Origin of the sequence: Chitinophaga sp. YR627 (genome assembly GCF_900114995.1) — a bacterium.
Taxonomy (GTDB): Bacteria; Bacteroidota; Bacteroidia; order Chitinophagales; family Chitinophagaceae; genus Chitinophaga.
Genome location: NZ_FOUX01000001.1, coordinates 1,700,255 through 1,723,431, shown reverse-complemented (window position 1 = coordinate 1,723,431; position 23,177 = coordinate 1,700,255). Strand labels below are relative to the sequence as shown.

The following is a 23,177-nucleotide window of genomic DNA, read 5'->3' as shown; positions in this document are numbered from 1 at the left end:
CCGATCAGAAAATGAGAAATACATACAAAACACTCTTTGTGCTGCTGACGGGCGTACTCGGTTTCAGCTCCTGTAGCCTGGACGAAAAACAACTCTATAAACCTTTCCCGGAAGCAATTTTCAGTAATGCCGCTGGTATCAATAACGGCGTGAGCGGAGTATACAGTTCCCTCCGCCAGTTATATGGTTCTGAGCAGGGATTTACCGTTACGGAAATGGGTACTGACCTCTTTCAGCACGGAAAGGATGGCAGCTATAAATTCATGGACGATTATTCCACTGCTTTCAATCCGAATAACAGCTATCTGAGCCGTATCTGGAATGGTTGCTATATCGGGATCAATACTGCGAATACGGTGCTGGACAAGATAGATGCGGTGGATATGGATGCGACGCTTAAAAACCGGTACAAGGCAGAAGTACGCTTCCTGAGGGCGCATTACTACTACTGGCTGACCTTACAGTTTGGCGATGTGGTGTATTCAGAACATGAGACCAAAGGTGTGGTAACAGACGCCGGCAGGGTCAACAGAGATACGATCTGGCGGAAGATGCAGGAGGATACAAAATTTGCAGTTGACAACCTGGGCTGGACGACCAATGAATATGGCCGTGTCACCAAAGGAGCTGCCTTACATCAGTTGGCGAAAATAGATCTGTTGCTGAAGGATTATAAAGGTGCCTCTGATGCTGCCCTGGAACTGATCAATAATGGCCCTAATAAATTACAATCCATGTATGCAGCGGTGTTTGATTACAGCAACCAGGTAAATAATGAGATCGTTTTCGCCGTACAATATCTCAACAATGCATTGTACAATGGTCCGGGCAACTCCGGACATGCGTTCTTTACGCCCGCTTATGACCAGTTTGCCGGTTTACAGCGTGACCTGACACAAGGTGGCCGTCCTTATACCCGCTTCCGCCCTACTCCTTTCTTCAGGAATTTGTTTGAAGCTAATGACAGCCGCTTTGACGTCACATTCCGCTATACCTGGATCTATAACAACACCGCCACGTTACCGGCCGGGAAAAAGATCGGAGATACCGTTGTATGGACGATCAGTCCGGGTGTGACCTCCACGATCGCACCGAATACTGATAACATGCATTGGGGCATTAAAAAGCATGATGATGCCACCCGTTCCAGCGTACAGGACCTTTCCGGTTTCCGCGACTTCTTTGTATACCGGCTCTCCGAAACTTATCTGATCGCAGCAGAGGCTCTGATGATGCAACAAAACAATACAGAGGGCGTAAAATGGCTGAACAAGGTAAGAGACAGGGCTGCTAAAGCAGGTACGACCCTTACGCAGCTTAGTCCCGCGCAACTGGATATTGATGCCATACTGGACGAACGTGCCCGTGAACTGGGTGGTGAAGAAGACCGCTGGATGGAACTGACGCGTACTGGTAAGTTACTGGAGAGAGCGGCCAAATACAATCCGAATGCCGCTAATATCAAAGCCTATCATGTATTACGCCCTATTCCGCAGGAACAGATAGACTTGTCCACCAACGATTTCAGACAGAACACAGGTTATTAGTAAAACATTAAAAACAGACGAAATATATGAAGCAGTATCTTTTGCTGATGTTACTGGCAGGCACAGTATCCGCTCAGGCACAACAATCCCAACCGGTAGACGCTATCCTGGATGAATTTTATCATCATCCCGAGCATATTATGGTGACTGCACACCGTGCGGCGCATAGCAAATATCCGGAGAATTCACTGGCCGCAGTAAAAGAGGCGATCGCTCAGGGTATTGACATTGCGGAAATAGATGTCAGGGAGACAAAAGACAATATCCTCGTAATAATGCATGATGCGGATATCAAACGTGTAACAGGTCATCCGGGTAAAGTACGAGATTTTACCTATGAAGAATTACAGCAGTTCCCATTACTGTATAATGGTCAGCCGACTACTGAAAAGATCCCGACATTCGACGCGCTGCTGAAACTGACAAAGGGTAAGATCATGGTAGACGTAGACTTTAAAGAAGGCAGAAAAGAACCCGCACAACAGGCTATTGAGCTGATCGTCGCGAACCATATGGAGTCTCAGGTACTCTTCTTTTTGTATGATCATCGTTATGCGCCATTGCTGCATGACTGGAATTCTGCTATCCCCATTATGCCGCGTGCGCACAATGTGGCAGAGATTCAGGAGATATGGCAGGTGGGTGAAAAACAGGGCAAATTCCCTGCTATTCACATAGATGATTCTTTCTATTCCGATAGTTTGATGCAAAAGATCACCAGTAATGGTTCCAGGATCTGGACCAATGCCCTGGGCAAGTATGATGATCTGGAAGAAAAGGAAGCGAACAGTGGTTTTGATCAGTTACGCAAGGATGCAAAATACGCTAACGCTATTCAGACAAACTACCCTGAGAAGCTACTGGCTTATCTGAGAAAAAAAGGATTACATAAATAGTTAATGAATGATGGAGTTGCAGACCATCAGGAGGGTAATCTTGTAGTTGGACTATGCTTATCTTACGTTAATGCTACGTTAAAAAGGGAGCACTAAGAGAAGATAAGTATAGTCTGACTATCCTCAGGAGATAGCAAAGAGGAATAGCAATATACTACATTAAGTAGTATTATGGTGTTATAAACGGGAACATTTTTTCAGCCTTCCAGGGCCCGTGCAAATAACGCCATGTCTTCAAACCCGTTGTTTGTATCTCAACAGGGATAAAGTCCTGCGACAAAACTTCGTGTAGTTGTTGTGCTTTAAAATTCGTCACTTTATTCTGTACTGTAATATGTGGTCTTAACGTTTGTTTATCCTGTCTGATCAACCATGGCTCAAACGCCTGTTGCAGGCCCGCATGTAATGATTGTAACTCATCCGATTCCAGTCTGTAAGCCACTCCATTCCCAAAATGTACAATCCCTGCTACTTTCAATGTCATAGGCGCTCTTTGTGCCGCCTTCTCCAGCGCTGCTGTAATTGCACTTTCACCTGCCGGTAAGTGATGGAATAATGTAATATGTGCGTCCAGGTAATTGGCATGCGCAGGGAAGTATTTCCTGCGCAGATCACTAAAATGTCGTTGATACACTTCTTCCATCTCTATTGTAACGATGAGGATACTACTCATTTTCTATATTAAATTCTACTCAATATTAAACGATTCTGTGTAACAAAGATGCGATGAAATCCGTTACTGATAAAGATTATAGGAAAGCGTATGTTATAACACGCATAACAAATTAACGTAGACGGCTTAAAAAATGAACAGCAGGTTACAATTTAATATTATTAAACGCTTAATTTTGAGGATGCAACAAAATCAGCAGAGAAAGAACCTATCATGAGAAAAGCTTACCTATTACTGGTAACGATCATCATGTTAACCCAAACCATTAGCGCACAACAAGAGACGCCTTATTTCAATACGCTAAGGACTGAAAACGGGCTTTCCCACAATAAAGTTAACTGCATCCTGCAGGACAAAAGGGGATTTATATGGTTTGGCACAGAGGATGGACTGAATAGATACGACGGTAAGTATTTTACCGTATTCAGAAAGACTCCCGGAGATACGACCTGCATATCGGGTAATATCATCAGCGACCTGCTTGAAGACGAGAATGGCATTATCTGGATTGCAACAGAGGATGGTGGTTTAAGTGCATACGACTATAGCCAGTCCCCGGATAAACAATTCAGACAATACCGTTATACAGACGGCAGTGAGAAAAGTATTCCAGAGAATCATGTGAATGCGATCGTGGATGATCAACACGGTTATTTGTGGGTGGGTACCGGTAACTATCGTACCAGAAGATTTAATAAAAAGACAGGCGAGTTTTCACATCCGGTGAAAACCGGCACTACAGCCATTCTGTCACTGAGCATGGATGCAAAGGACAGTGTATGGGTGGGCCGGGCAGGCGGTGGATTGCTAAAGATCAATGCGCGTACGCTGAAGTACTCGGACGACAGACGCTATGACGATCTGTATGCGAAACTGTCACACGTATCCGTTACAGCGTTATTCCGCGACCACAATAACGATATGTGGTATGGCGCCTGGGACAAGGTCCTGTATCATTATGACCACGTCCGGAAAACAGAAGAAAGCTTCCCTTATATACCTGGTAAAAACTCCTTCCCGAATGACGAGGTCAATGCCTTTGCAGAAGACAGGAATCATTGTATCTGGATGGGTGGGCGGGATTCCGGTCTGATCGTCTATGACCCCGTACAGCATCATTTCTCCCATTACCGGCATCAGCCTTTTGCAGATGGTTCGATCGTCAATGACCATATCAATGACGTCTATATCGACAGGAATAATATCATATGGGTGGCGACGAATAATGGTATCAGCTATCATAATCCCCTCTACTACCCTTTTAAACAGGTCTTTCTTCCGCGAACGGGTAAGGACATCAGCATCTATGATTTCTACAAAGATGCCGGCGGCAGATTGTGGATAGGTACCAATGACGGGATCTTTATCAAAGCTCCCGGTAAGCAGTCATTTGAACACAGGCAATTAAGCTGGAAAGGACAACCCCTGAGTGTGACCAAGTTCTTCCAGGATAGCAATGGCTCTTTTTATATCGGCACTGATTACACGCTATTTGTATATGATACACTGAAAAAGACACTTTCTACGCTTCCCAATACAGAAAGTGATCCGGTAATGAAAAAGCTGCTCTCCTCCAGGATCGTGTCTATTGTTAAAGACACCATGGGTACACATCCTGTACTTATTGTATCGCCATATGGACATTATCTGAGTTATTATGATTTTACAGATCAGCGTTGGGTGACACGTAGTGACTCCGTTCATGCGATATTAAAAAAGTATAATATCAGGGATAACCTGATCCGTAAAATGTACAAAGGTATCAATGGTAATATCTGGCTGGCCACGACCCGGCATGGGCTGGGAGACTGGCCTCAGAAGGACGGTCAGCAGGTGAAATACCTTACAGGTACCAGCAATGAAGATGTATATGATGTACTGGAAGGACAGGGCGGGCATATATGGGTAAGTACTTATGGCGGCGGACTGAATTATCTGGACATACATACGCAGCAGGTGCAGCATATCCCTGAATCGAGTAATCTGACTGAAGGACTGCAAACAGACAAGGATGGTAATGTGTGGATGGTGTGCAACGGACATATACACAAATACGACCCGGCCGCAAAGATCTACAGCTGTTATGACCCTCCGGTACTAAAAAAGGATGGAGGGGTGAATGGCTACATGTACAAGGATGATAGCGGGAATATTTATGTGGGTGGTACGAACTATTACCTCAGTTTTCAGCCTGAAATGATCTCGCTGATCAATGTCGAACCAGCTGTATACCTGACCGATTTTAAGATCTTCAACAACTCTTACAGCGGTCTGCTGCAAAAACAGACCATTGAACTGGACTATAAACAGAACTATTTTTCCATAGAGTTCTCTGCACCGGAATTCAGCGGAGATAATATACAGTATTGTTATATGCTGGCGGGTGTAGACAAGACCTGGAACAATGTCGGTAAACGCAATTTTGCCTATTACTCCAATCTGAAAGGAGGCGATTATACCTTCCTTGTCAAAGCGAGCAACTGGAAAGGCGTATTCGGCAGCAGGGTGACGACACTACATATCACCATTATCCCTCCTTTCTGGACCCGCTGGTGGTTTTACCTGTTATGTACACTGGTCATAGCGGCGGCTATTTATCTGTTGTACCGTTACCGGATCAATGAACTGCTGAAAAGGCATGCTATAAGGAACGGCATTGCGCAGGATTTACATGACAGTGTTGGTTCTACATTGAGTGGTATATCCGTCTATAGCGAGGTAGCTAAGATCTATAACGATCAGCAAAAGACAGAACAACTGAAAGAGCTGCTGAATACCATCGGTCATACGGCCAATGAAATGATCTCGGAAATGTCGGATATCGTGTGGGCGATCAATCCGAAAAATGACCATGTCAGCAGTATTGTAAAACGCATGGAATCTTATGCAAAGCCGCTGTGCACGGCCAGGAAGATCCAGTTCATCTTCAGCTGCGATCAGAAAATAGAAGCCCTGAACCTGGCGATGAACCAGCGGAAGAACTTCTACCTGATATTCAAGGAAGCCGTTAACAATGCGTTGAAACATGCAGCCTGCAGCTTTATCAAAGTCAATATCAGCTACCATAAAAACATGCTGGAGCTGGATATTGAAGATGACGGTATAGGATTTGATCATGATGCGGTACGCGGCCCGGATGTGCTGACACTGTCTGGTAATGGTCTTAGCAATATCCGGCACCGGGCCAGCGAAATGAACGCTGACCTGGGTATAGAAAGTGAACCATTAAAAGGGACATATTTAAAATTAAGCTTTCCGGTTACCTGATTTCACCCGGGTAACAACAAAAAAACGAAACATGAGTATACGCGTTGCCATTTTTGACGACAACAAAAACATTCGCAACAGCATCAGGCTGTTACTGGATACGGCGCCTTCCATTGAGGTGGCAGGCGTGTTCAGCGACGCCCGGAATTGTGTGAACGATGTACTGAACTGTAGTGCTGACATTGTACTGATGGATATTGAAATGCCGGAGATCAGTGGTATTGAGGCCATCAAACAGCTTAAAAAAGAAGTGCCGCATGTACAGATCCTCATTCAGACGGTATTTGAGGATGACGACAGGGTATTTGACTCCATCTGTGCCGGGGCTTCGGGATATATCCTGAAGAATCACCTGAACACACGACTGATTGACGCGATCCAGGAACTGCAAACAGGTGGTTCTCCGATGAGCCCTTCTATTGCCCGCCGTGTACTCAATCTTTTACAGAAAAGTGCAGTACAGAAGCCGGAGCCGAACAATGATAGCTATAATCTGACGGCCAGGGAGAAGGAAGTGCTGACCTGCATTGTCAACGGACAGAGTTACAAGATGATCGCCAGCGACCTGAATATCAGCTATGAAACGGTACGCAGTCATGTGAAAAAGATCTATGAAAAGCTGCATGTAGCCTCCCTGACAGAGGCGGTTGCGCTGGCCATTAATCAACGTATCGTATGAGTACTTTCTGCCGGGATGTGCCATGAGCGGTCGCCTGTCTCCCCGATTTAGGTGATTTTCTGACATGCGCAGATAGGCTACCTTTGGCAGGAAATTACAAAAGAACCATTAAAAATTGGAGCGTCGGTATCCTTAAATGGCACCAGATAGCGCCAATTGAAAGATATACTCCGACAGGAGACAAAAAACTAAATGATCTGTTTACGTTAATTTATCTGGTGTAGCCCTGTTCTCAGGGCTCTTTTTTTTTACCTTATCTGGTATCCGGTCTTTTAGTGATCCGTCAGGGACTCCATAAAAGCAATGATGCTTTTCTTTTCTTCTTCGGATAAATGCAAAGGATCTGCAGACAGCGTCTGCCCCGGCAGATCAATACCGTAACCGGCAGCACCTCCGCTGTTATAGAATTCCATTACCTCGTCCAGGGTCTTATAAGCGCCATTGTGCATATAAGGAGCCGTTTTAGCGATATTTCGGATAGTAGGCGTCTTAAAGGCATATTGCAGTCCTTCCAGTTGTGTATGCGTATACCTGCCCATATCAGGGTCAAGTTTTGGCACACCCGGCCTTGCCAGTACACCGAGTACTTCCGACTCAGTGGTAGCAAATGATGGCGCGGCTGTACCATTGAAAAGCGGCATAAAATGACAGGTGGCACAACGCGCTTTTCCCATGAAGAGATTCAAACCTCTTTTCTGCTGACCCGTCAGGGCATTGCTATCTCCTCTCATATAGCTGTCCAGGTTTGAGCGGAAAGGGTGTAATTCACGGATATAGGCAGCGATCGCCCTCGTGACGTGTCTTGGTGGTATCGAATCCTGAATGTCCGGAAAAGCGGCTTTAAATTGCGATTTTAAGGCATACTCCCGATTCAGCCAGGTGGCTACTTTCTCCGGAGAGGACTGCATCTCTGCTTCGTTATGGAGCACGTCCAGTATCTGGTTCTCCAATGTAGGGGAACGCATATCATAGAATTGTGCCTGCTGTAAGCCGGCATATAATAAGGTCGGGGTATTGCGCAGTACGGTGGCACTGCCGTCAAGAGAGCTGTTTTTAGCAATTCCATCCGTCAATGCCTTTTCCGGCATGTGACAGCTGCTACAGCTTCGCTGACCGTTACCAGCCAGTCTGTTTTCATAGAACAGCATTTTGCCCAGGGCGACCTTTTCCGGTGTAGGGACCGCATCTGCATTGTGTACGAAAAAAGCGGTATTGAAGGCGCTGCTATCAAACATTGTACGTGCTGTATTCTTCAATGCCTGGGGATATGCGATAGGTTGTAAACCGGCGCTGTAAAACCAGTCCGTCATAGCGGCCGACAGTGGATTTAACTGTTGTGACATGAAATGTGCGTAGTCAAATTCACCGGCAGACGTTGGTTGCTCCGTAATAGCGATCACCTGATCCAGTCGTTTCAGCAGACTATCCGGCGCTGCTATCAGGGCCATCATTTCCTTTACGGCAGACAGTGCTACACCTGTTTCAGGTATCCCCCATCCACATAAAGGCGTATCAAAACCACTGATACCTAAAGCTTCTACGCGGAATACTTCCATTTTACAGGCATCAAAGATATGGGCAGTATCAAAGCGGGTATTTTCAATGGTATGTCTAAGGGGAATCAGACTGGATAGCAGCCCTTTTGCTTCCTTCAACAGCGCAGCTGATGCGCTTGTATCATAGGGGAATAACAGCTCCTCCATGACCTGCAGCCCTGCAGGATCACTCATCTTATTCTCTTCTACTTCTATTTCCGGCAGAGGTGGTCCGTTTAACTGGCGGGAGGTAGCCGGTGCATAATAAACACTGAACCATTCCAGTTGCTTGAACAGCCGTCTGCAATCTTTAAAGGCAATACGCAATTCTTCTTCCGATGCAGATCTGAGTGCAAGCGACTGGAAACGGGTAGCGCCTGCTTCCATTGAGTCCAGACGCCGGGTGAGCCATTGGTGAACATGGCTGTCCAGCTCCTGAGAATCGTTTGCTGTAGTGGACGGCGTCGTATTGGTGCAGGCTAACCAGGTACTGATGATCACTACGCCGGCGGCCAGATATCTGCTGAATTTCATACGCGATATAATGGCATACAGTTTCCCTCCTTACGAAGGGAAACTGTATGCTTTAGGATAGTAAAACAACGTTATTATTTTTCGATACCGGTGATGATCACTGTCTGACCACCTTCTTTGTTGGTTGTCAGTCCACTACCATCTGCATTGGCAAATTTATTGTCAGTCCAGGTGTGCGGGTGAATATTTACCACGAAGGTATTTGGCTTACCAACCAGGTCAGAAATATCATACATAGCACCATATTCCCATGAACCCAGACGGGTTTCATTAGCCGGGTTGTATTTGGTGTTGAATGCAGCATCGTTACGGCGCTGATCCATTTCCAGCATAGGTCTCAGTAATTTGGTCGCGATATTGTACTGCCAGATACGGCCGTCATGTTTATTATTTACATAGTAAGAATCGCCATCTTCCTGGATGTATACGAAATTCTCGGTTACACAAAGGTTATCAGGATTCACTACGCTGTTACCCGGATCAACATTACCATCCAGTAATGGGGTCAGCTTACCTTTCAGCGGATTAGCAGCATCCAGTACCAGCTGGTATACGCGGCCCCACATGGTCAGACCGGCAACAGGTGTTTTCTTGTCAGCCTGGCTTACACCGGTAGCTGTGAAGTACAGTTTACGGTTGTTCTCAACAGAACCTTTACCATAATCCAGGTCTTCCACACGGGCAAACTGGATCGCTTTTTTAGCTACCGTCTGCGCTGCAAGTTCAGCACCGGTGCTGGCAGCTACGTTCTCATAGGCTACGAATTCCACATCATAGGACCTGCCTACTTCCATGTCAGTTTCAACGATGTTCTGGTCGACACGACGCAGCATATAGAGTGTACCGTTGCTCAGGTTGCCTATGCTGTCGGACAGGTACAGGTTCACCTGACCCAGGCCCTGACGGGTGCTTTCATCTTCGCCAATGAAGATAGCAGTCTTACCAGGGAAGGCATTTTTTGATAAAGGCACAGCATTTTCAGCTGAGCATTTACCTAAAGCAGGTTTGGTGCGGTTGGACTTTTTCAGGTCTGCAGAACCCAGTGGATCGATCGCGTGGATCATCGATTCTCCATCCGTTTCACCCGCTGTAAGGAACATCGGACCAAAGCCATGTTCAGCGAAACTGGTCAGTGTAGCAGAACAAAGACGCATGTTACCACCTTCAGCGTCTACGATGTATTCGCCCTTTACCGGCTTCAGGAACTTATCCAGGTATACGCGTGATACGGAAAAGAGGATCTCATGGTTGTTGATCATGATGTAACCATCTCCGTTAGGATCTTTCATCATACCGGCGCCATCAGGTTGCGCACCGTATCTGAAAGCCGGTGAACCTGACAGGGTATCATCACTGCTGATCAGCGGATAAATTTTCAGGTTGTTAAAGCCGGAGAGTGATTTTACCAGGGAAGGTGTGTTAGAGTGTGCCTCAATGCCTGATCCTGTTTCAGGCGTTTTGATGTTTTCGTTTTTGTCGCTGCTACAGCTGGCTATCAGTGCCGCTGCCACCAGCGGACTGATACGGGTCATCAGAGAATTAAGCTTCATGGGTTGATAGATTTGAGACTCGCAATATCAAATGCCCATGTTGCTGTAATGTTAAAACGCTATTAAATGAATGTGAAGAAAAAATCAGGAATTCCTAATTCCTGAATGACCAGCTGCTATGTCAGGTGTACGATAAAGCGATTCCGGAATCTCCGCCAGCGTGGAGGCGTGTACTTTCTCTCCCAGTCCGTAAAACTCCTGGAAGCTCATGATCAGCGGCCGCCATTTATCCGGATCTACCTTATTTTCCTGTCCCTGCATGAGTATATTTTCCTCCAGGTGCACCCTGGTAATACGCATTTCCAGCGTAAGTATTTTACCCCTTTGCGCCTCACTCTGCTGTGCCAGTGCGTAGGTGCCTTCTAATACTGCCTCCAGGTGTACCGGGCACTCTGATACCCTGGGAGCCGATACCGTGTCTGCTGTCAGAGGCGTCAGACCGGCAGTAGCAAACTTATTCGGTTCGTATCTGTATCCCTTTTGCAATTTACCAGCGGGTACCGGATCGCTGCCGGTAGTACGGGCCAGGCGGTTGACTGCCGCTACCTGTTCCACTGAGGGCAGATTGAGTACACATTCTCCCGTCCGGAGGATGTTCTCTGTAGTTTTGGACAAAGCGGACAAGCCCAGCATACAACGCCATCCCAGCCAGAAGACAGAGGACATGGGCGCGAGATTATAAGAGCCATCTTCGTTGCAGGTACTGATCAGAACAACCGGTGTACCAAAGTAAAGAATGGAAGGTTCAGAACGGAGATGCATAATAAACTAATTTTGACAAATCGAAGGTAGAGCGACCAGTAGTCGCATGCAACCCGGTTCTTGCGATATCATAAATTATCTTATACCTGCCTGCAATATTCCCGAACGTGTTGCCGTTAAAGTAACGCATCCTATAATTCCATCGTTCACGTTGTAACCATATACTTTTTATTTACTGATTTTAAACCCTCATTCTCCAGATCCATTACCGGTAAATTCCGAACAAAACACACATACTATGAAAATCAGCAATCGTGTACTCGTAGCGATCAGTCTCCTCTTTGCTATCAGTTGTACCAAAAAAAGCCTCACTGAGGCTGACACACTCTCCGGCACAAAAAACATGTTGGCAAACGCCCAGGCATCTCCTGTAGGAGATGTGGTCGGGAAAATCACCGTCGGCTACCAGGGATGGTTTGCCTGTACAGGAGATGGCTCTCCTATCAATGCCTGGTGGCACTGGACGCAGAACTGGGGTCAGTCACCCTCTGCCACCAACAACGGCATCAAATCCTGGCCTGATGTAAGGGATTACAGCAACACTTACACAACCGCATGGCCTGCGCTGAACAACGGACAACCTGCAAAGCTGTTCTCTTCCTTCTCTGACCAGACGGTAAATACCCACTTCCTGTGGATGCAGCAGCACAACATCGACGTTGCCGCATTACAGCGCTTCAACCCGAATGGACAGGAAGGTCCGGTAAGGGATGCCATCACCGCCAAGGTGAAAACAGCCGCAGAAGCCTATGGCCGTAAGTTTTACATTATGTATGATGTAAGCGGCTGGACCAACATGCAGTCTGAGATCAAGACTGACTGGACCAACAAAATGTCCGCTTATACATCCTCTACTGCCTATGCTTATCAGAATGGTAAGCCGGTGGTATGTATCTGGGGTTTCGGTTTTAATGACGACAATCACCCCTGGTCAGCAGCTGTTTGTCTGGAGGTGATCAACTGGTTCAAGAGCCAGGGTTGTTATGTGATCGGCGGTATTCCTACGCATTGGCGGAATGAAACCAGCGATTCCAGACCAGGATTCCTGAACACCTACAAGGCGCTGAATATGATCTCTCCATGGATGGTGGGACGTATTGGTAATGTCAATGATGCGGATAATTTCTATACCAATGTCAATACGCCTGACCAGGCATATTGTAATGCAAATGGTATTGATTATCAGCCATGCGTACTGCCCGGCGACTTGCAGGAAAGACAACGCGCACATGGAGATTTTATGTGGCGTCAGTTTTACAATATGATCAGACTGGGATGTCAGGGTATTTACATCTCTATGTTTGATGAGTATAATGAGGGTAACCAGATCGCCAAGACTGCCGAGAATAGCAGCCAGATACCGGCAGGTTCCGCTTTCCGTACATTGGATGAAGATGGTACTGCCTGTTCCTCGGATTACTACCTGCGTCTCACCGGTGATGGTGGTCGTATGCTGAAAGGACAGATCGCCCTGACGGCTGTACGTCCGACACCGACCATTCCCGGTGGCACTGTCATTCCTATTGGTCAGACGGTGACCATCAAAGGCTTTAATAACCTGTATGTATGCAGTGAAGGCAATACACAGCCAATGATCTGTAACCGTACCGTGGCACAGTCATGGGAACAATTTACCGTGGTTGATGCAGGTGGTGGCAGGATCGCACTGCGTAATCAGGGTAATTATGTGTGCTCTGAGAATGGTACACAGGCGGTGAACTGTAACCGCGTATCGATCGGTCTCTGGGAACAGTTTGAATGGATCAGCAACAGTGATGGTACTATTTCTTTCAGGGGTAACAACGGCGCTTATCTGTCAGCAGAAGACGGTCTGGCCCGTATGACCTGTACGAAGACTACCATTGGCTCTTCAGAGAAGTTCAGAATCAATCAGTAATAAACAGGAGGGTGTATCATACTTTTGATACATCCTCCTGTTATCCTGTTGGGCATGTGTAGTTATTTAAGCGATGCTCCCGATGGCCGTTTATTGTTGATGTACCGCTTTATTTAAAAGGTTTGCGACCCAGATACTCCGCTACTCCCCTTTCCTTTACCGGTCTTTCCGCATAGCTGATCTGCTCCAGTCCTTCCGTTAGCTGCAGTAACTCATATTCCTGTAAGGCGTGGGGACTTGCCGGCTTTCCAACAGCCTGTTTACTAATGAGTAAACCACCGGGTTTTAGCGCAGCACTTACAGCGCCAAACAGTGCCCGGTCAAAGTGATAATACAATACGATCAGGTCAAAAGCAGCAACTGGAAAAGTGTACTCCGCCAGGTCTGCACAGGTCGTTTGTACCAGCCCTCCGTTAGCTTTCTCCGCCAGTCTTTCCATCGCCACATCTGAAATATCCACTGCACTCACCTGCCAGTTGGCCGCTGCAAGGTATAAGGTATGCCTGCCTGTACCTGCCGCGAGGTCTAAGGCAGTCCCTCCATTGGGAAACACCTGACTGATATGCTCTTCATACATTTTCACAAAAAACGGGTCTGGTATTTCCAGCGCAGCTAATCCTTTGGTATATCGTTCATTCCACAACATTCTGTTATCCATAGCCAATCGTAAATCGGTAAAGGTAACGTATTCCATCTCAAAATCTCTCCCTCAGACCAGTCCGGGTTCCCCATTAAAAAAAGGCGCCCCGTGATCAACCCGGGACGCCTTTGCCTATTGTACTTTACACTTCTTATCTCAATAAAGTGATCTGTCCTTTCAGGACGATCTTCGGACCATCTCTCTTGTCTCTGTATCCCATTACCCAGATGTATGATCCGCTATCCACGAGTGCTCCGAGGTAACGGCCATCCCATCCAAGTCTGGATTCAACGGTACGGAATACCAGGGTACCCCAACGGTTGTAGATGCTTAACTCATAGTCGTACATCGGACCTTTAACAACTGGTCTGAACACATCGTTTTTACCATCACCGTTAGGTGTAAAGGCGGTTGGTAAGCCTGGTTCAGGTTCACAAGGTTTGAAGGTCACGGCTATCTGGTCAGATGCGGAACCGCAATCGTTAGATACCGTTACTGTATAATAACCGGTGCTGGTCACTTTATAGGTGCTTCCTGTTGTACCATCCTGCCAGCGTACCTGGTTGCCCACGCCTGCATCTACTCTCAGGTTCAGTACGTTGTCAAGACACAGGGTGGTATCGCGGCCCAGATCGAATGGCGGTATACCTGCTACTACTACATCCACGCTATCCATGGTGATCGCAGAACAGAATCTGTCCATTACGGAAACGGTATATCTGCCAGGTGTTGTTACTTCTTTTATCGGATTGGTATCACCGTCGTTCCACAGGTAGGATACTGCATCGTCGTTGGTAGCATCCAGTACTACACGGCCACCGGCACAGATATCGCGCTGAGGTCCGATATTGATATTCAGCTTGGACTTCAGGGTTACTTTCACGGTGTCAGTTACCACGCAATTGTTGCGGTTTACTTCTACCCAGTAATCACCCGGTCTTGATACCACGATGGAGTTGGTGATGTCGCCGTTATTCCAGCGTACCCTGCCACCATCCGGATCAACTGTCAGCATCGCTGTTTCATTAGGACAGATCTCAACATCGTCTGTCAGGGTGATGTTTGGTCTGGTTGCCACAGTTACATCCAGTTCGTCGTGTGTCGTACAGCCATTCAGCGTTACGTCCACGGTATAGGTACCCTGCATATAAACATCGATGAAAGGCGTTGTTTCGCCGGTGCTCCATACATAGGTGGCGCCGGAAGTGGTCGCATTCAGACGGAGAGTGCTGCCTTCACAGATAGTGGTATCAGCCATATCGATGGTCGGCGGATTGTTCACGCTCAGTTTTACAGAATCGGTTGTTGCACAGATACCGTTGAATACAGTAGCATAATAAGTACCAGGTGTATTCACCACGATGGTCTGGGTAGTCGCACCTGTTGACCAGCGGATGTTATAACCCGCATTTGCAGCACCTGCATCCAGTGTTACGGAACCACCATTACATACCGCCACATCTGCGCCCAGGTCTACTACCGGTTTCTCGATATACTGCAGATCGTAGGTTACGGTGTCAGAAGAACAACCGGTATTTCCGTCGATCACAGCGAAGGTAGCCTGTGTTGCGCCATTCAGGTCGAACACGTTACTGTTCTGCGTCAGCGGCGTCGTTACTGCTGTAGCCGGGATGACGCTGATCAGGGTGAATTTAGGTTTGCTTACTTTATTCTTTAAGAGCACTGCAAATTTGGTGTTGGAAGAGCAGTTCGCTGGTAAGTTCGGATCCAGTTCCGGTCTCGGACAAGGATTTACCGTGATGGTCTGTACTCTTTCAATAGCCGCATTACCACAGGCATCTGAAATATTCCATCTTCTTACGATTGTATATCCGTTACACTTGTCTACTACGAATGGATCCTGTACCATGGTGACTTTCTTAGGGAAGTTCACATCACAGTTGTCCACCGCATAGAGCGCTGCTGCACCCGGGATAGCATCGCTGCAGCCGATAGTAATATCAGCAGGCGCCGGATCGATCAGCGGAGCAGTAGTATCTGTTACGGTGATCACCTGACGGGCGATGGTCGCATTGTTACAGGCATCTTTCGCGGTCCAGGTACGGATCAGGCGGTAGTTACCCGCACATCCGCCAGGGATGGTTTCGCGTGTCTGTGTGTATGCGATCTTCACGGTACCGCAGTTGTCTGTTGCTCTGAGGGTCGTTGGAGGACCTGGTACAGCGTTACAGCTAACAGTTGTATCGGCAGGAGGCGCTACGACGAATACCGGTTTAGTGGTATCCTGTACGGTCACTACCTGTTGCATGGTAGCGGTATTACCGCAATTATCGGTCGCGATCCAGGTACGGGTCAGTTTATAGCTGTTCAGACAGGAGCTTGACAATGATTGTTTTGTCTCGGTCAGTTTCACAGATACATTCGGCGTGCAATTGTCTGTAGCCGTTACGCTTTCCACACCAGGTACCTTATCACAATCAACAGTAACAGCAGCAGGTACGATTACGGAGAATCTTGGTCTGATGGTATCCTGTACGGTGATAGTCTGGGTCAGTACTGTTTTATTACCACAAAGGTCAGTAGCAGTCCAGGTACGGATCAGCTGGTAGCTTTCGTTGCATTTGCTACCGGAGATGGCCTTACGGGTATCTACCGGATTTGAGGTAAGCACACCAGGCGTACAGTTGTCTCTCGCGGTCATTGGTGCAGCTGCAGGCACTTTATCACAATCAACGGTGATATTAGCCGGAGCAGGCGCATCGAATACCGGCGGCGTCATATCTCTGACATTGATGATCTGCATCAGGGTATCGCTTCTATTGCCACAGGCATCGACAGCAACCCATCTGCGCACCAGGATATAATTACTAGGACAGCTTGCGCCCGCATCCTGTCTTTCTTCAATCGGCGCGATCGTCATTGTACCCGCACAATTGTCAGTGGCTGTCAGTGATACGGCAGCAGGTACTGCATCACAATTCACTGTTACGTTAGCCGGAGCAGTTGTAGTGAATACAGGTTTGGTTTTGTCTGTGATAGTGATCACCTGTTGTGCCTGGGTAGTCAGACCACAACGGTCAGTTGCTGTCCAGGTACGGGTAACAGTTGTCGCACATGCATCTATTACGGTGGTCACATCATTATAGGTGATGGCCAGTGATTCGTTGTCATATGGCGCATGACTGAATACAGGTGTTCCGAATTTAGTAGCAGGATCCACACCACCTGCGCAATCAATAGAAAGCGGATCAGGAACGGAGATCACTACCGGTGGAATATTCATCAGGGTGAGCATCACTGCGTTACTGATGTTACCGGTACATGCACCGGACATTACCACACGTCTGTACCAGGTATGGCGGGTAATAGCCGGAGGCGTAAATACTTCATTTGTACCATCTGCTGCCATTACGTTTGTGAAGCCGGTGATAGCACTAACGGTGCTCACCTGCCACTGGAAGGTATAAGTACCAGTACCACCGCTGATGGTGCCACCACTCAGGGAGGCAGGCGCATCACTTGCACAAAGTACCTGATCGGCAGTGATGGTATTACCCAGGATAGCAGGCTGGTTGGTCAGCACTACATCATCCGGTGTAGAAGCACATAATCCGTTGGTAATGCTCCAGCGTAAAGTCACCGTACTACCTGCTGTAACAGTTACGGCAGATGTTGCGCTGTGGATATCAGCGATAGTCGCGCTACCACTGATAATACTCCAGGTACCGATAGCAGCTGCCGGAGAAGCGTTATTGGCATTCATTGTGAAATTCGCATCATCACAATGTACCTGGTCGTTACCGGCAACTGCGTTGTTTGGCATTACACTGTTGGTGAGCGTAATACTGTCCACCGAGTTACAGGTACTGTTGGAGATCACCCAGGCCAGGGTAACACTTGTACCCGCAGGTACGGTTACGACAGCAGCAGGGTTGTTTCTGTCAGCCGCTGGAATACTTGCAGTTGTTCCGGCAGGCAGACTCCAGGTAGCAGTACCTGTTACCGGTGTGTTAGCGGTCATGTTGAACAGTGCATTTTCACAATGCTGCTGATCAGGACCGGCGGTCGCAGTTGTAGGTCTAGGAATGCTTGTTAAAGTGATGTCATCGGAGCTTGTACAGCTACCGTTGGTGATAGACCAACGTAAAACAGCTGTAGCGCCAGATGCCAGTGTGATATGCGCGGTATCCATACTGGCCTGACCGGCAGCGATAGTGGCGGAACCACTTACCAGTGTCCAGATACCAACAGCACCTGTTACAGATGGTTTGTTGGCAGCCATGATAAAGTCGAGGCCTTCACACTGGGACTGGTCAGCACCTGCAGCAGCCGCATTTGGCTGTGCATAGTTGCCCAGTAATACAGTATCGCTTGTTGTACAACCACCATTGGCGATCGTCCATTTCAGCGTCAATTGGGTACCCGCAGGTATATTAATATTAGCGGTAGGATTAGCTACGTCCGCAGCAGGGAAAGTATAACCCGCCGGAGAGATCACATCCCATCTGCCTGTACCACCAGCTGCGCTGTTTGCAGCGAGGGTGAAGGCAGCCACGTTACATTTGGTCTGGTCAGGACCGGCAGCCGCAGGATTAGGCGCCAGGCTGTTGGACAGTACCACATCATCAGAAGTAGCACAACCTCCGTTGGAGATCGTCCAGCGTAATACGACTGTTGTTCCGGCAGGCAGACTGAGTGTAGCTGTCGGATTGTTAGCCACACCTGCTGGCAGTATGTAACCTGCAGGCGTAGAAGAGGCTACGGTCCAGATACCGGTACCGATGGTAGCGGTATTAGCAGCCAGTGTAAAGGCGCCGTTACCACATTGTGCCTGGTCAGGACCGGCAGCTGCTACGGTTGCAGCTAAACCGTTGCTCAGTAATACGGTATCAACGGTGGTACAGGTACCACTGGAGGTTGTCCATATTGCAAAGGTGTTCGTGCCTATAGGTAAAGTGATGGTTGCATTCGGATTGCTGGCCTGTCCTGCAGTAATGGTAGCCGGGCTACCAGCAGGCAGGGTCCATGTACCCGTACCGGTAGTTACCGGTGTTGCTGCCATGATGAAGTTATTATTACCACATTGTGCCTGGTCAGGACCGGCATTTGCGGTGGTTGGTCCGGCTGTGCTGGTCAGCACAACGGTATCACTTGTTGTACAAAGGTTATTGGTGATCGTCCAGATGGCTCTTGTTGTAGAACCGGTTGGCACATTGATCACAGCTGTTGCGCTGTTGGCCTGTCCGGCAGTGATGGTAGCTGTACTACCTGCTATCAGGGACCATACGCCAGTACCTGTTACCGGCACATTAGCAGCCATGGTAAAGGCCGTGTTGCCACATTGTGCCTTATCCGGACCGGCGTTAGCCAGTGTTGGTAATGCGTAGTTGATCAGTCTCACCGTGTCATTCGCCACACAGGTACCATTTGTCACACTCCATACTGCGTCTACTGTGATACCGGCAGGTACATTAATAACAGCAGCAGGATTGTTGCTCTGGCCTGGTGTAACGGTAGCAGTTGTACCGGCAGGCAGTACCCATGTACCTGTACCAGGCGTTGCTGCGCTGGCTGCCATTGTAAAAGCAGTGGTATTACATTTTGACTGGTCAGGACCCGCATTTATAGCAGCCGGCATACCGGTGAAGGTAACTGTAGTGCTTACACAGGCAGTTGTATCACAGGCGCCCAGACTTTCAGCTCTTACATAGAAGGTAGTTACAGCTGTCAGCGGTACTGTAATGGTCGGACCAGTACCCAGACGGGTACCTGTACCACAACCACCCGCGTACCATGCCCATACGGCATTAGGTGTTACACCGTCAGATTGCAGACCAAGACCACCACCGTTTACGGTAAGTGTAGCGGAACCGCTGCCACATACGCCCGTGGTGCTGGAAGTAATGCTTGTTGCTGCTGTTGGTGCAGTTTCTACATTCACAGTGAATGGAATGGTAGAATCACAACCTGATTTAGCTGTTCTGTAGCTCAGGTTAAAGTTATATGTACCCGGTGCAAGATTAGTTGGGATGTTCACCCGCAGTGGCCATGATAATGGCTGATTGTTCACTGCCACAAATCCTGGCATTGCCGGTGTAGCTGTTGCAATAGAGTAGATGGTTGGCGTTCCTTTGGTAGATAAGGTGTCCAGCATGAAGAACCCTTTGCTGGTACAGGCCTTCGCAGGACTTGCCAGTCTGATGATCGGTTTACCGATCTTATGCAGGGTCACCATATCTGTATTCGCCACACAACCACCAAGGTTGGTGATCGTCCAGCTCAGGACGATATCGCCTTCCGGATCGAGGGCTGTTACAGTTGTATTATAAGCAGTATCGTAAGCAATTGTTGCGTTACCGGAGATCAGCGTCCATTTACCTCTTTCCTCAGCCGCTCCATACAGTTCTGTTATAGGAGCAGGTTTGCTGGCGTTCATGGTAAAGACGTTATCGGTACCACACTGGGTTGTATCCGGACCGGCATTTGAGTAGGTCGGATCGAGCAGCAGGTTCAGGGTATCCAGTACCACAGTCGTACAACCTGCGTTAGCCGCTGTTCTGAGTGTCCAGGACAGTACTACGGAAGTACCTGGTTTCTTGATCGTCACCCTTGTTCTTTCAGCCGATGGCAGCAGAATTCTCACATAGTCATCAATTACATCGTCGGTTACCGCCGGGCCGAAGATCTCTTCTACTCTCCAGGTACCAGCAGCGCCAGTTACCTTGTCTACTTCCACGGTGAAGTTACCCGATGCATTCGTGCTTGCGCAGAAAGTATTCTGGTTAGGTTTCAGCTGGGTGATTGGTGTAACAGAGGACTTAATAATAATAGGATCAGATTCCACCACACAGATATCAGACGGATCACTTACCACTACACTGAACACACTGTCAGCAACAGAACCGATCTGGTACTGGGTGATCTCGGTGAGACCATCGTACTCAGGCATCGCTACTTTGTTACCGCTGGCGTCAGGACCTCTGAACCAGTGAATATTGTAACCACTCAGTACACTGTTGATCTTCATGTCAATTGACTCGCCGATACAAACATTTGAGTTGGATACGAAAACGTCCAGTACCGGATTACGTACGGTACCGATGAAAATGCTGTTTTCATCCTGACAGGTATGACCATCCGCATAATTCACATAACCAAATACTGTGATGGCTGTGTCCTTGTCTACCAAGATGGTACGGGTGGTACCAGTATAGCCAGGTAAATCTTTCCAGCTATAGGAGTCGAATCCACCGGAAGCTTCCAGGTCGACGTTATCGCCTGCACACACCTGGCTGGCAGTCAGTGTCAGGTTTGGCATTGGCAGGATCGTCAGCCTGATCTCAGAAGAAGGAGATGCACAGGTGCTTTGATCGCTGCCTCTTTCATATATAATGGTACGGAATAAATAATCGGACGCCACTTTCCGTGTGCCCTTCAGTTCTCCGTCGCCAATAATCAGTTTATTTCCTGTAGTTGTTCCGAATGGTACAGGCAACCATGTTTTACCTTCGTCATCACTCATCTGCCACTCAAACACCGGATCAGTGAAGTAGTCCGCAGGCGCATAGCTGGAGGTCAGTGTAATAGGTGCGCCTTCACACAATACCTCTGCAAGGCTTTGTTTGTCGCCATCTATTTCTGAAATGATGTTAGGGCTACAATAAGAAAATTCGATATCGTCAACAGCGATATCGTTTCCGCAACCTCCCGGTTTATTATTGACTATATATACTATTACAGAGTCTACATCCGACGGTACGACGAAGGTACCTCCGTAGCGCTGCCAGGTTGGCCCCTTAGCGCCCAGCATCATCGATACAGAACGCGTATCAAATGCATTCAGTACCCTTGTCGGTGTTTTGGCGTCTACCACTTTGAAAGTAACACCTGCATACTGATAGTTACCACAGTCGGTCAGGTCGCTTCCCGTATTGACGTTCAGCAACCAGGCGCTGAAGTTATATATAGAACCCGGACAAAGACCAGTAACCGTCTTTGAATAGAACTGACGCGGTGTAATAGAGGAATTAACTACGAGCATACCGCCACGGAAGCCGCCGGTATGGTCAGTTACATTCGCCCAGGTATCTCTCGCCAGTCTTGGGTTATTTGAAATCACATAATTATCTTCCATCAACGCACCGTTCGGCTGGTAGGTATATAATACAACACCATCCACCGGATAGTTTCTACGGTCAACCCCCAGATTCATTGCTCCAAAATCTTCCGAAAAACCTGCCATTGTTGATGATCCATCACCACAGGTAGTGATCGTACAGTTGACAGCATGCAACATTCTTGTCTCAACCACGGTTCTCGTTACACCGTCAGACCCGGTATAGGTCATTGTGGCTTTGAAAGTGTAGTTACCTGGTACCAGGAACTGCAAAGTCAGTGTTGAGGTGTTCTTGAGTTTCGTGGGCTTATCAGCGGCCGTATTCTCAGAATAGAGTACTTCGTAGTCAGCATCGGTACCGTTGGGCGTCGTGATCTCCCACGTCGCTTTTTGGGTTACGGTAATACCGGCGCCAGTTACTCTTGCATTCATACTTGAGAACTTCTGCTGATTCGCTGTCGCATTGGTTGTAGACATACATACCGTGTCCGGTACGTTGACATACACTGTCTGAGCATGCACCATTTCAAATGCACCAACCAGGAACAGGCATAGGAGTATTAGAAGCTTTTTCATCAATAGGGATTTCGTAAATAGTCGACCAACAGTTCAAATTCAAAGCGCTACTATTAGTTGACGGACAAGGTTTTAATGTTTGAAAAAGCCCCATTCTCCATTCCCATCGATATGTAACAGGAGACGTAGAGAGTGTTCATAGGCATATGTGGTATAGCTAAAAAATATTACTATTTTAAAATTAAAAGTATAAATAATATGAAAATATTAAAAATGCGTACTGTAATATAATATAGGCTTCACATGTAGTGAGGGAGCGGACTCTGGTAATGAAATCTGATAGTCAGTCGTTTAAAAACCAAACGTCTCATTTTAAAAGTTATCCACATATGAGTTATCCACATTACCTGTAGAGGGCGAATTAACAAGCCATATTGGGCACTTTATTTCCAACTTGCTTATAATCAATCATCACGATAAAAACAGCCTTATTTTGCCATTTCCTGCCTTCCCGTGAACCAGTACCCCCCTATCTGTGTTTTTTTCCATAGCGCTGGAATACTACTGACATAGGGTTGTCACGCTGCCTGATTTTCTTTGTATT

Annotated in this window: 11 protein-coding genes; 5 read left to right on the top strand and 6 right to left on the bottom strand. The window is 47.6% G+C overall.

Annotated features, from left to right (window positions below; translation table 11 throughout):
• The first annotated feature begins 11 nt into the window (after positions 1–11).
• Together BMZ72_RS06365 and BMZ72_RS06360 are read left to right on the top strand one after the other, a co-directional pair.
• Complete coding sequence (locus BMZ72_RS06365; RefSeq protein WP_089806342.1) at positions 12–1,547, top strand: RagB/SusD family nutrient uptake outer membrane protein; 1,536 nt, start codon at positions 12–14, stop codon at positions 1,545–1,547.
• Positions 1,548–1,573: 26 nt separating this feature from the next.
• Positions 1,574–2,443 (top strand): glycerophosphodiester phosphodiesterase family protein, encoded by an 870-nt coding sequence (locus BMZ72_RS06360; RefSeq protein ID WP_089806340.1) that lies wholly within the window; start codon positions 1,574–1,576, stop codon positions 2,441–2,443.
• Positions 2,444–2,612: 169 nt separating this feature from the next.
• Here BMZ72_RS06360 and BMZ72_RS06355 read toward each other — a convergent pair whose 3' ends face one another.
• Positions 2,613–3,116 carry a 2'-5' RNA ligase family protein gene (locus tag BMZ72_RS06355; RefSeq protein ID WP_089806338.1) on the bottom strand — a complete coding sequence of 168 codons (504 nt, stop codon included), beginning with the start codon at positions 3,114–3,116 and terminating at the stop codon, positions 2,613–2,615.
• Positions 3,117–3,329: 213 nt separating this feature from the next.
• Between BMZ72_RS06355 and BMZ72_RS06350 the strand changes: the two genes are divergently transcribed.
• Entirely contained in the window at positions 3,330–6,383 is a 3,054-nt protein-coding gene (locus BMZ72_RS06350; RefSeq protein ID WP_089806336.1) for a sensor histidine kinase, read from the top strand.
• Between the two features lie 31 nt (positions 6,384–6,414).
• Positions 6,415–7,062, top strand: coding sequence for a response regulator (locus tag BMZ72_RS06345; RefSeq protein ID WP_089806334.1), 648 nt, complete (start codon positions 6,415–6,417; stop codon positions 7,060–7,062).
• A gap of 272 nt (positions 7,063–7,334) precedes the next feature.
• On the opposite strand, the gene BMZ72_RS06340 is transcribed toward BMZ72_RS06345, so the two are convergent.
• The 3 genes from BMZ72_RS06340 to BMZ72_RS06330 all read right to left on the bottom strand — a co-directional run bounded on the left by BMZ72_RS06340 (position 7,335) and on the right by BMZ72_RS06330 (position 11,443).
• Positions 7,335–9,131, bottom strand: coding sequence for a cytochrome-c peroxidase (locus BMZ72_RS06340; protein WP_089806332.1), 1,797 nt, complete (start codon positions 9,129–9,131; stop codon positions 7,335–7,337).
• Positions 9,132–9,205: 74 nt separating this feature from the next.
• Positions 9,206–10,681, bottom strand: a complete 1,476-nt coding sequence (locus tag BMZ72_RS06335; RefSeq protein WP_089806330.1) for a PhoX family protein — start codon at positions 10,679–10,681, stop codon at positions 9,206–9,208.
• Positions 10,682–10,765: 84 nt separating this feature from the next.
• On the bottom strand, positions 10,766–11,443 hold the full coding sequence (locus tag BMZ72_RS06330; RefSeq protein ID WP_089806328.1) for a flavin reductase family protein: 678 nt from the start codon (positions 11,441–11,443) through the stop codon (positions 10,766–10,768).
• A gap of 238 nt (positions 11,444–11,681) precedes the next feature.
• On the opposite strand from BMZ72_RS06330, the gene BMZ72_RS06325 reads away from it, so the two are divergent.
• Positions 11,682–13,340, top strand: coding sequence for a lectin (locus BMZ72_RS06325; protein ID WP_089806326.1), 1,659 nt, complete (start codon positions 11,682–11,684; stop codon positions 13,338–13,340).
• 109 nt (positions 13,341–13,449) lie between these two features.
• Here the strand turns inward: BMZ72_RS06325 and BMZ72_RS06320 are convergent, their stop codons facing one another.
• Together BMZ72_RS06320 and BMZ72_RS06315 are read right to left on the bottom strand one after the other, a co-directional pair.
• A complete protein-coding gene (locus tag BMZ72_RS06320; protein ID WP_177222693.1) occupies positions 13,450–13,998 on the bottom strand; it encodes a class I SAM-dependent methyltransferase in 549 nt (182 codons plus the stop codon).
• Positions 13,999–14,131: 133 nt separating this feature from the next.
• Positions 14,132–22,633, bottom strand: coding sequence for a gliding motility-associated C-terminal domain-containing protein (locus BMZ72_RS06315; protein WP_089806322.1), 8,502 nt, complete (start codon positions 22,631–22,633; stop codon positions 14,132–14,134).
• Positions 22,634–23,177: the final 544 nt, after the last annotated feature.

What these genes read in the sequence shown, in the direction of transcription:
- BMZ72_RS06365 (WP_089806342.1), top strand. Translation starts at nt 12, where the DNA reads ATGAGAAATACATACAAAACACTCTTTGTGCTGCTGACGGGCGTACTC.
- BMZ72_RS06360 (WP_089806340.1), top strand. Translation starts at nt 1,574, where the DNA reads ATGAAGCAGTATCTTTTGCTGATGTTACTGGCAGGCACAGTATCCGCT.
- BMZ72_RS06355 (WP_089806338.1), bottom strand. Translation starts at nt 3,116, where the DNA reads ATGAGTAGTATCCTCATCGTTACAATAGAGATGGAAGAAGTGTATCAA.
- BMZ72_RS06350 (WP_089806336.1), top strand. Translation starts at nt 3,330, where the DNA reads ATGAGAAAAGCTTACCTATTACTGGTAACGATCATCATGTTAACCCAA.
- BMZ72_RS06345 (WP_089806334.1), top strand. Translation starts at nt 6,415, where the DNA reads ATGAGTATACGCGTTGCCATTTTTGACGACAACAAAAACATTCGCAAC.
- BMZ72_RS06340 (WP_089806332.1), bottom strand. Translation starts at nt 9,131, where the DNA reads ATGAAATTCAGCAGATATCTGGCCGCCGGCGTAGTGATCATCAGTACC.
- BMZ72_RS06335 (WP_089806330.1), bottom strand. Translation starts at nt 10,681, where the DNA reads ATGAAGCTTAATTCTCTGATGACCCGTATCAGTCCGCTGGTGGCAGCG.
- BMZ72_RS06330 (WP_089806328.1), bottom strand. Translation starts at nt 11,443, where the DNA reads ATGCATCTCCGTTCTGAACCTTCCATTCTTTACTTTGGTACACCGGTT.
- BMZ72_RS06325 (WP_089806326.1), top strand. Translation starts at nt 11,682, where the DNA reads ATGAAAATCAGCAATCGTGTACTCGTAGCGATCAGTCTCCTCTTTGCT.
- BMZ72_RS06320 (WP_177222693.1), bottom strand. Translation starts at nt 13,998, where the DNA reads ATGGATAACAGAATGTTGTGGAATGAACGATATACCAAAGGATTAGCT.
- BMZ72_RS06315 (WP_089806322.1), bottom strand. Translation starts at nt 22,633, where the DNA reads ATGAAAAAGCTTCTAATACTCCTATGCCTGTTCCTGGTTGGTGCATTT.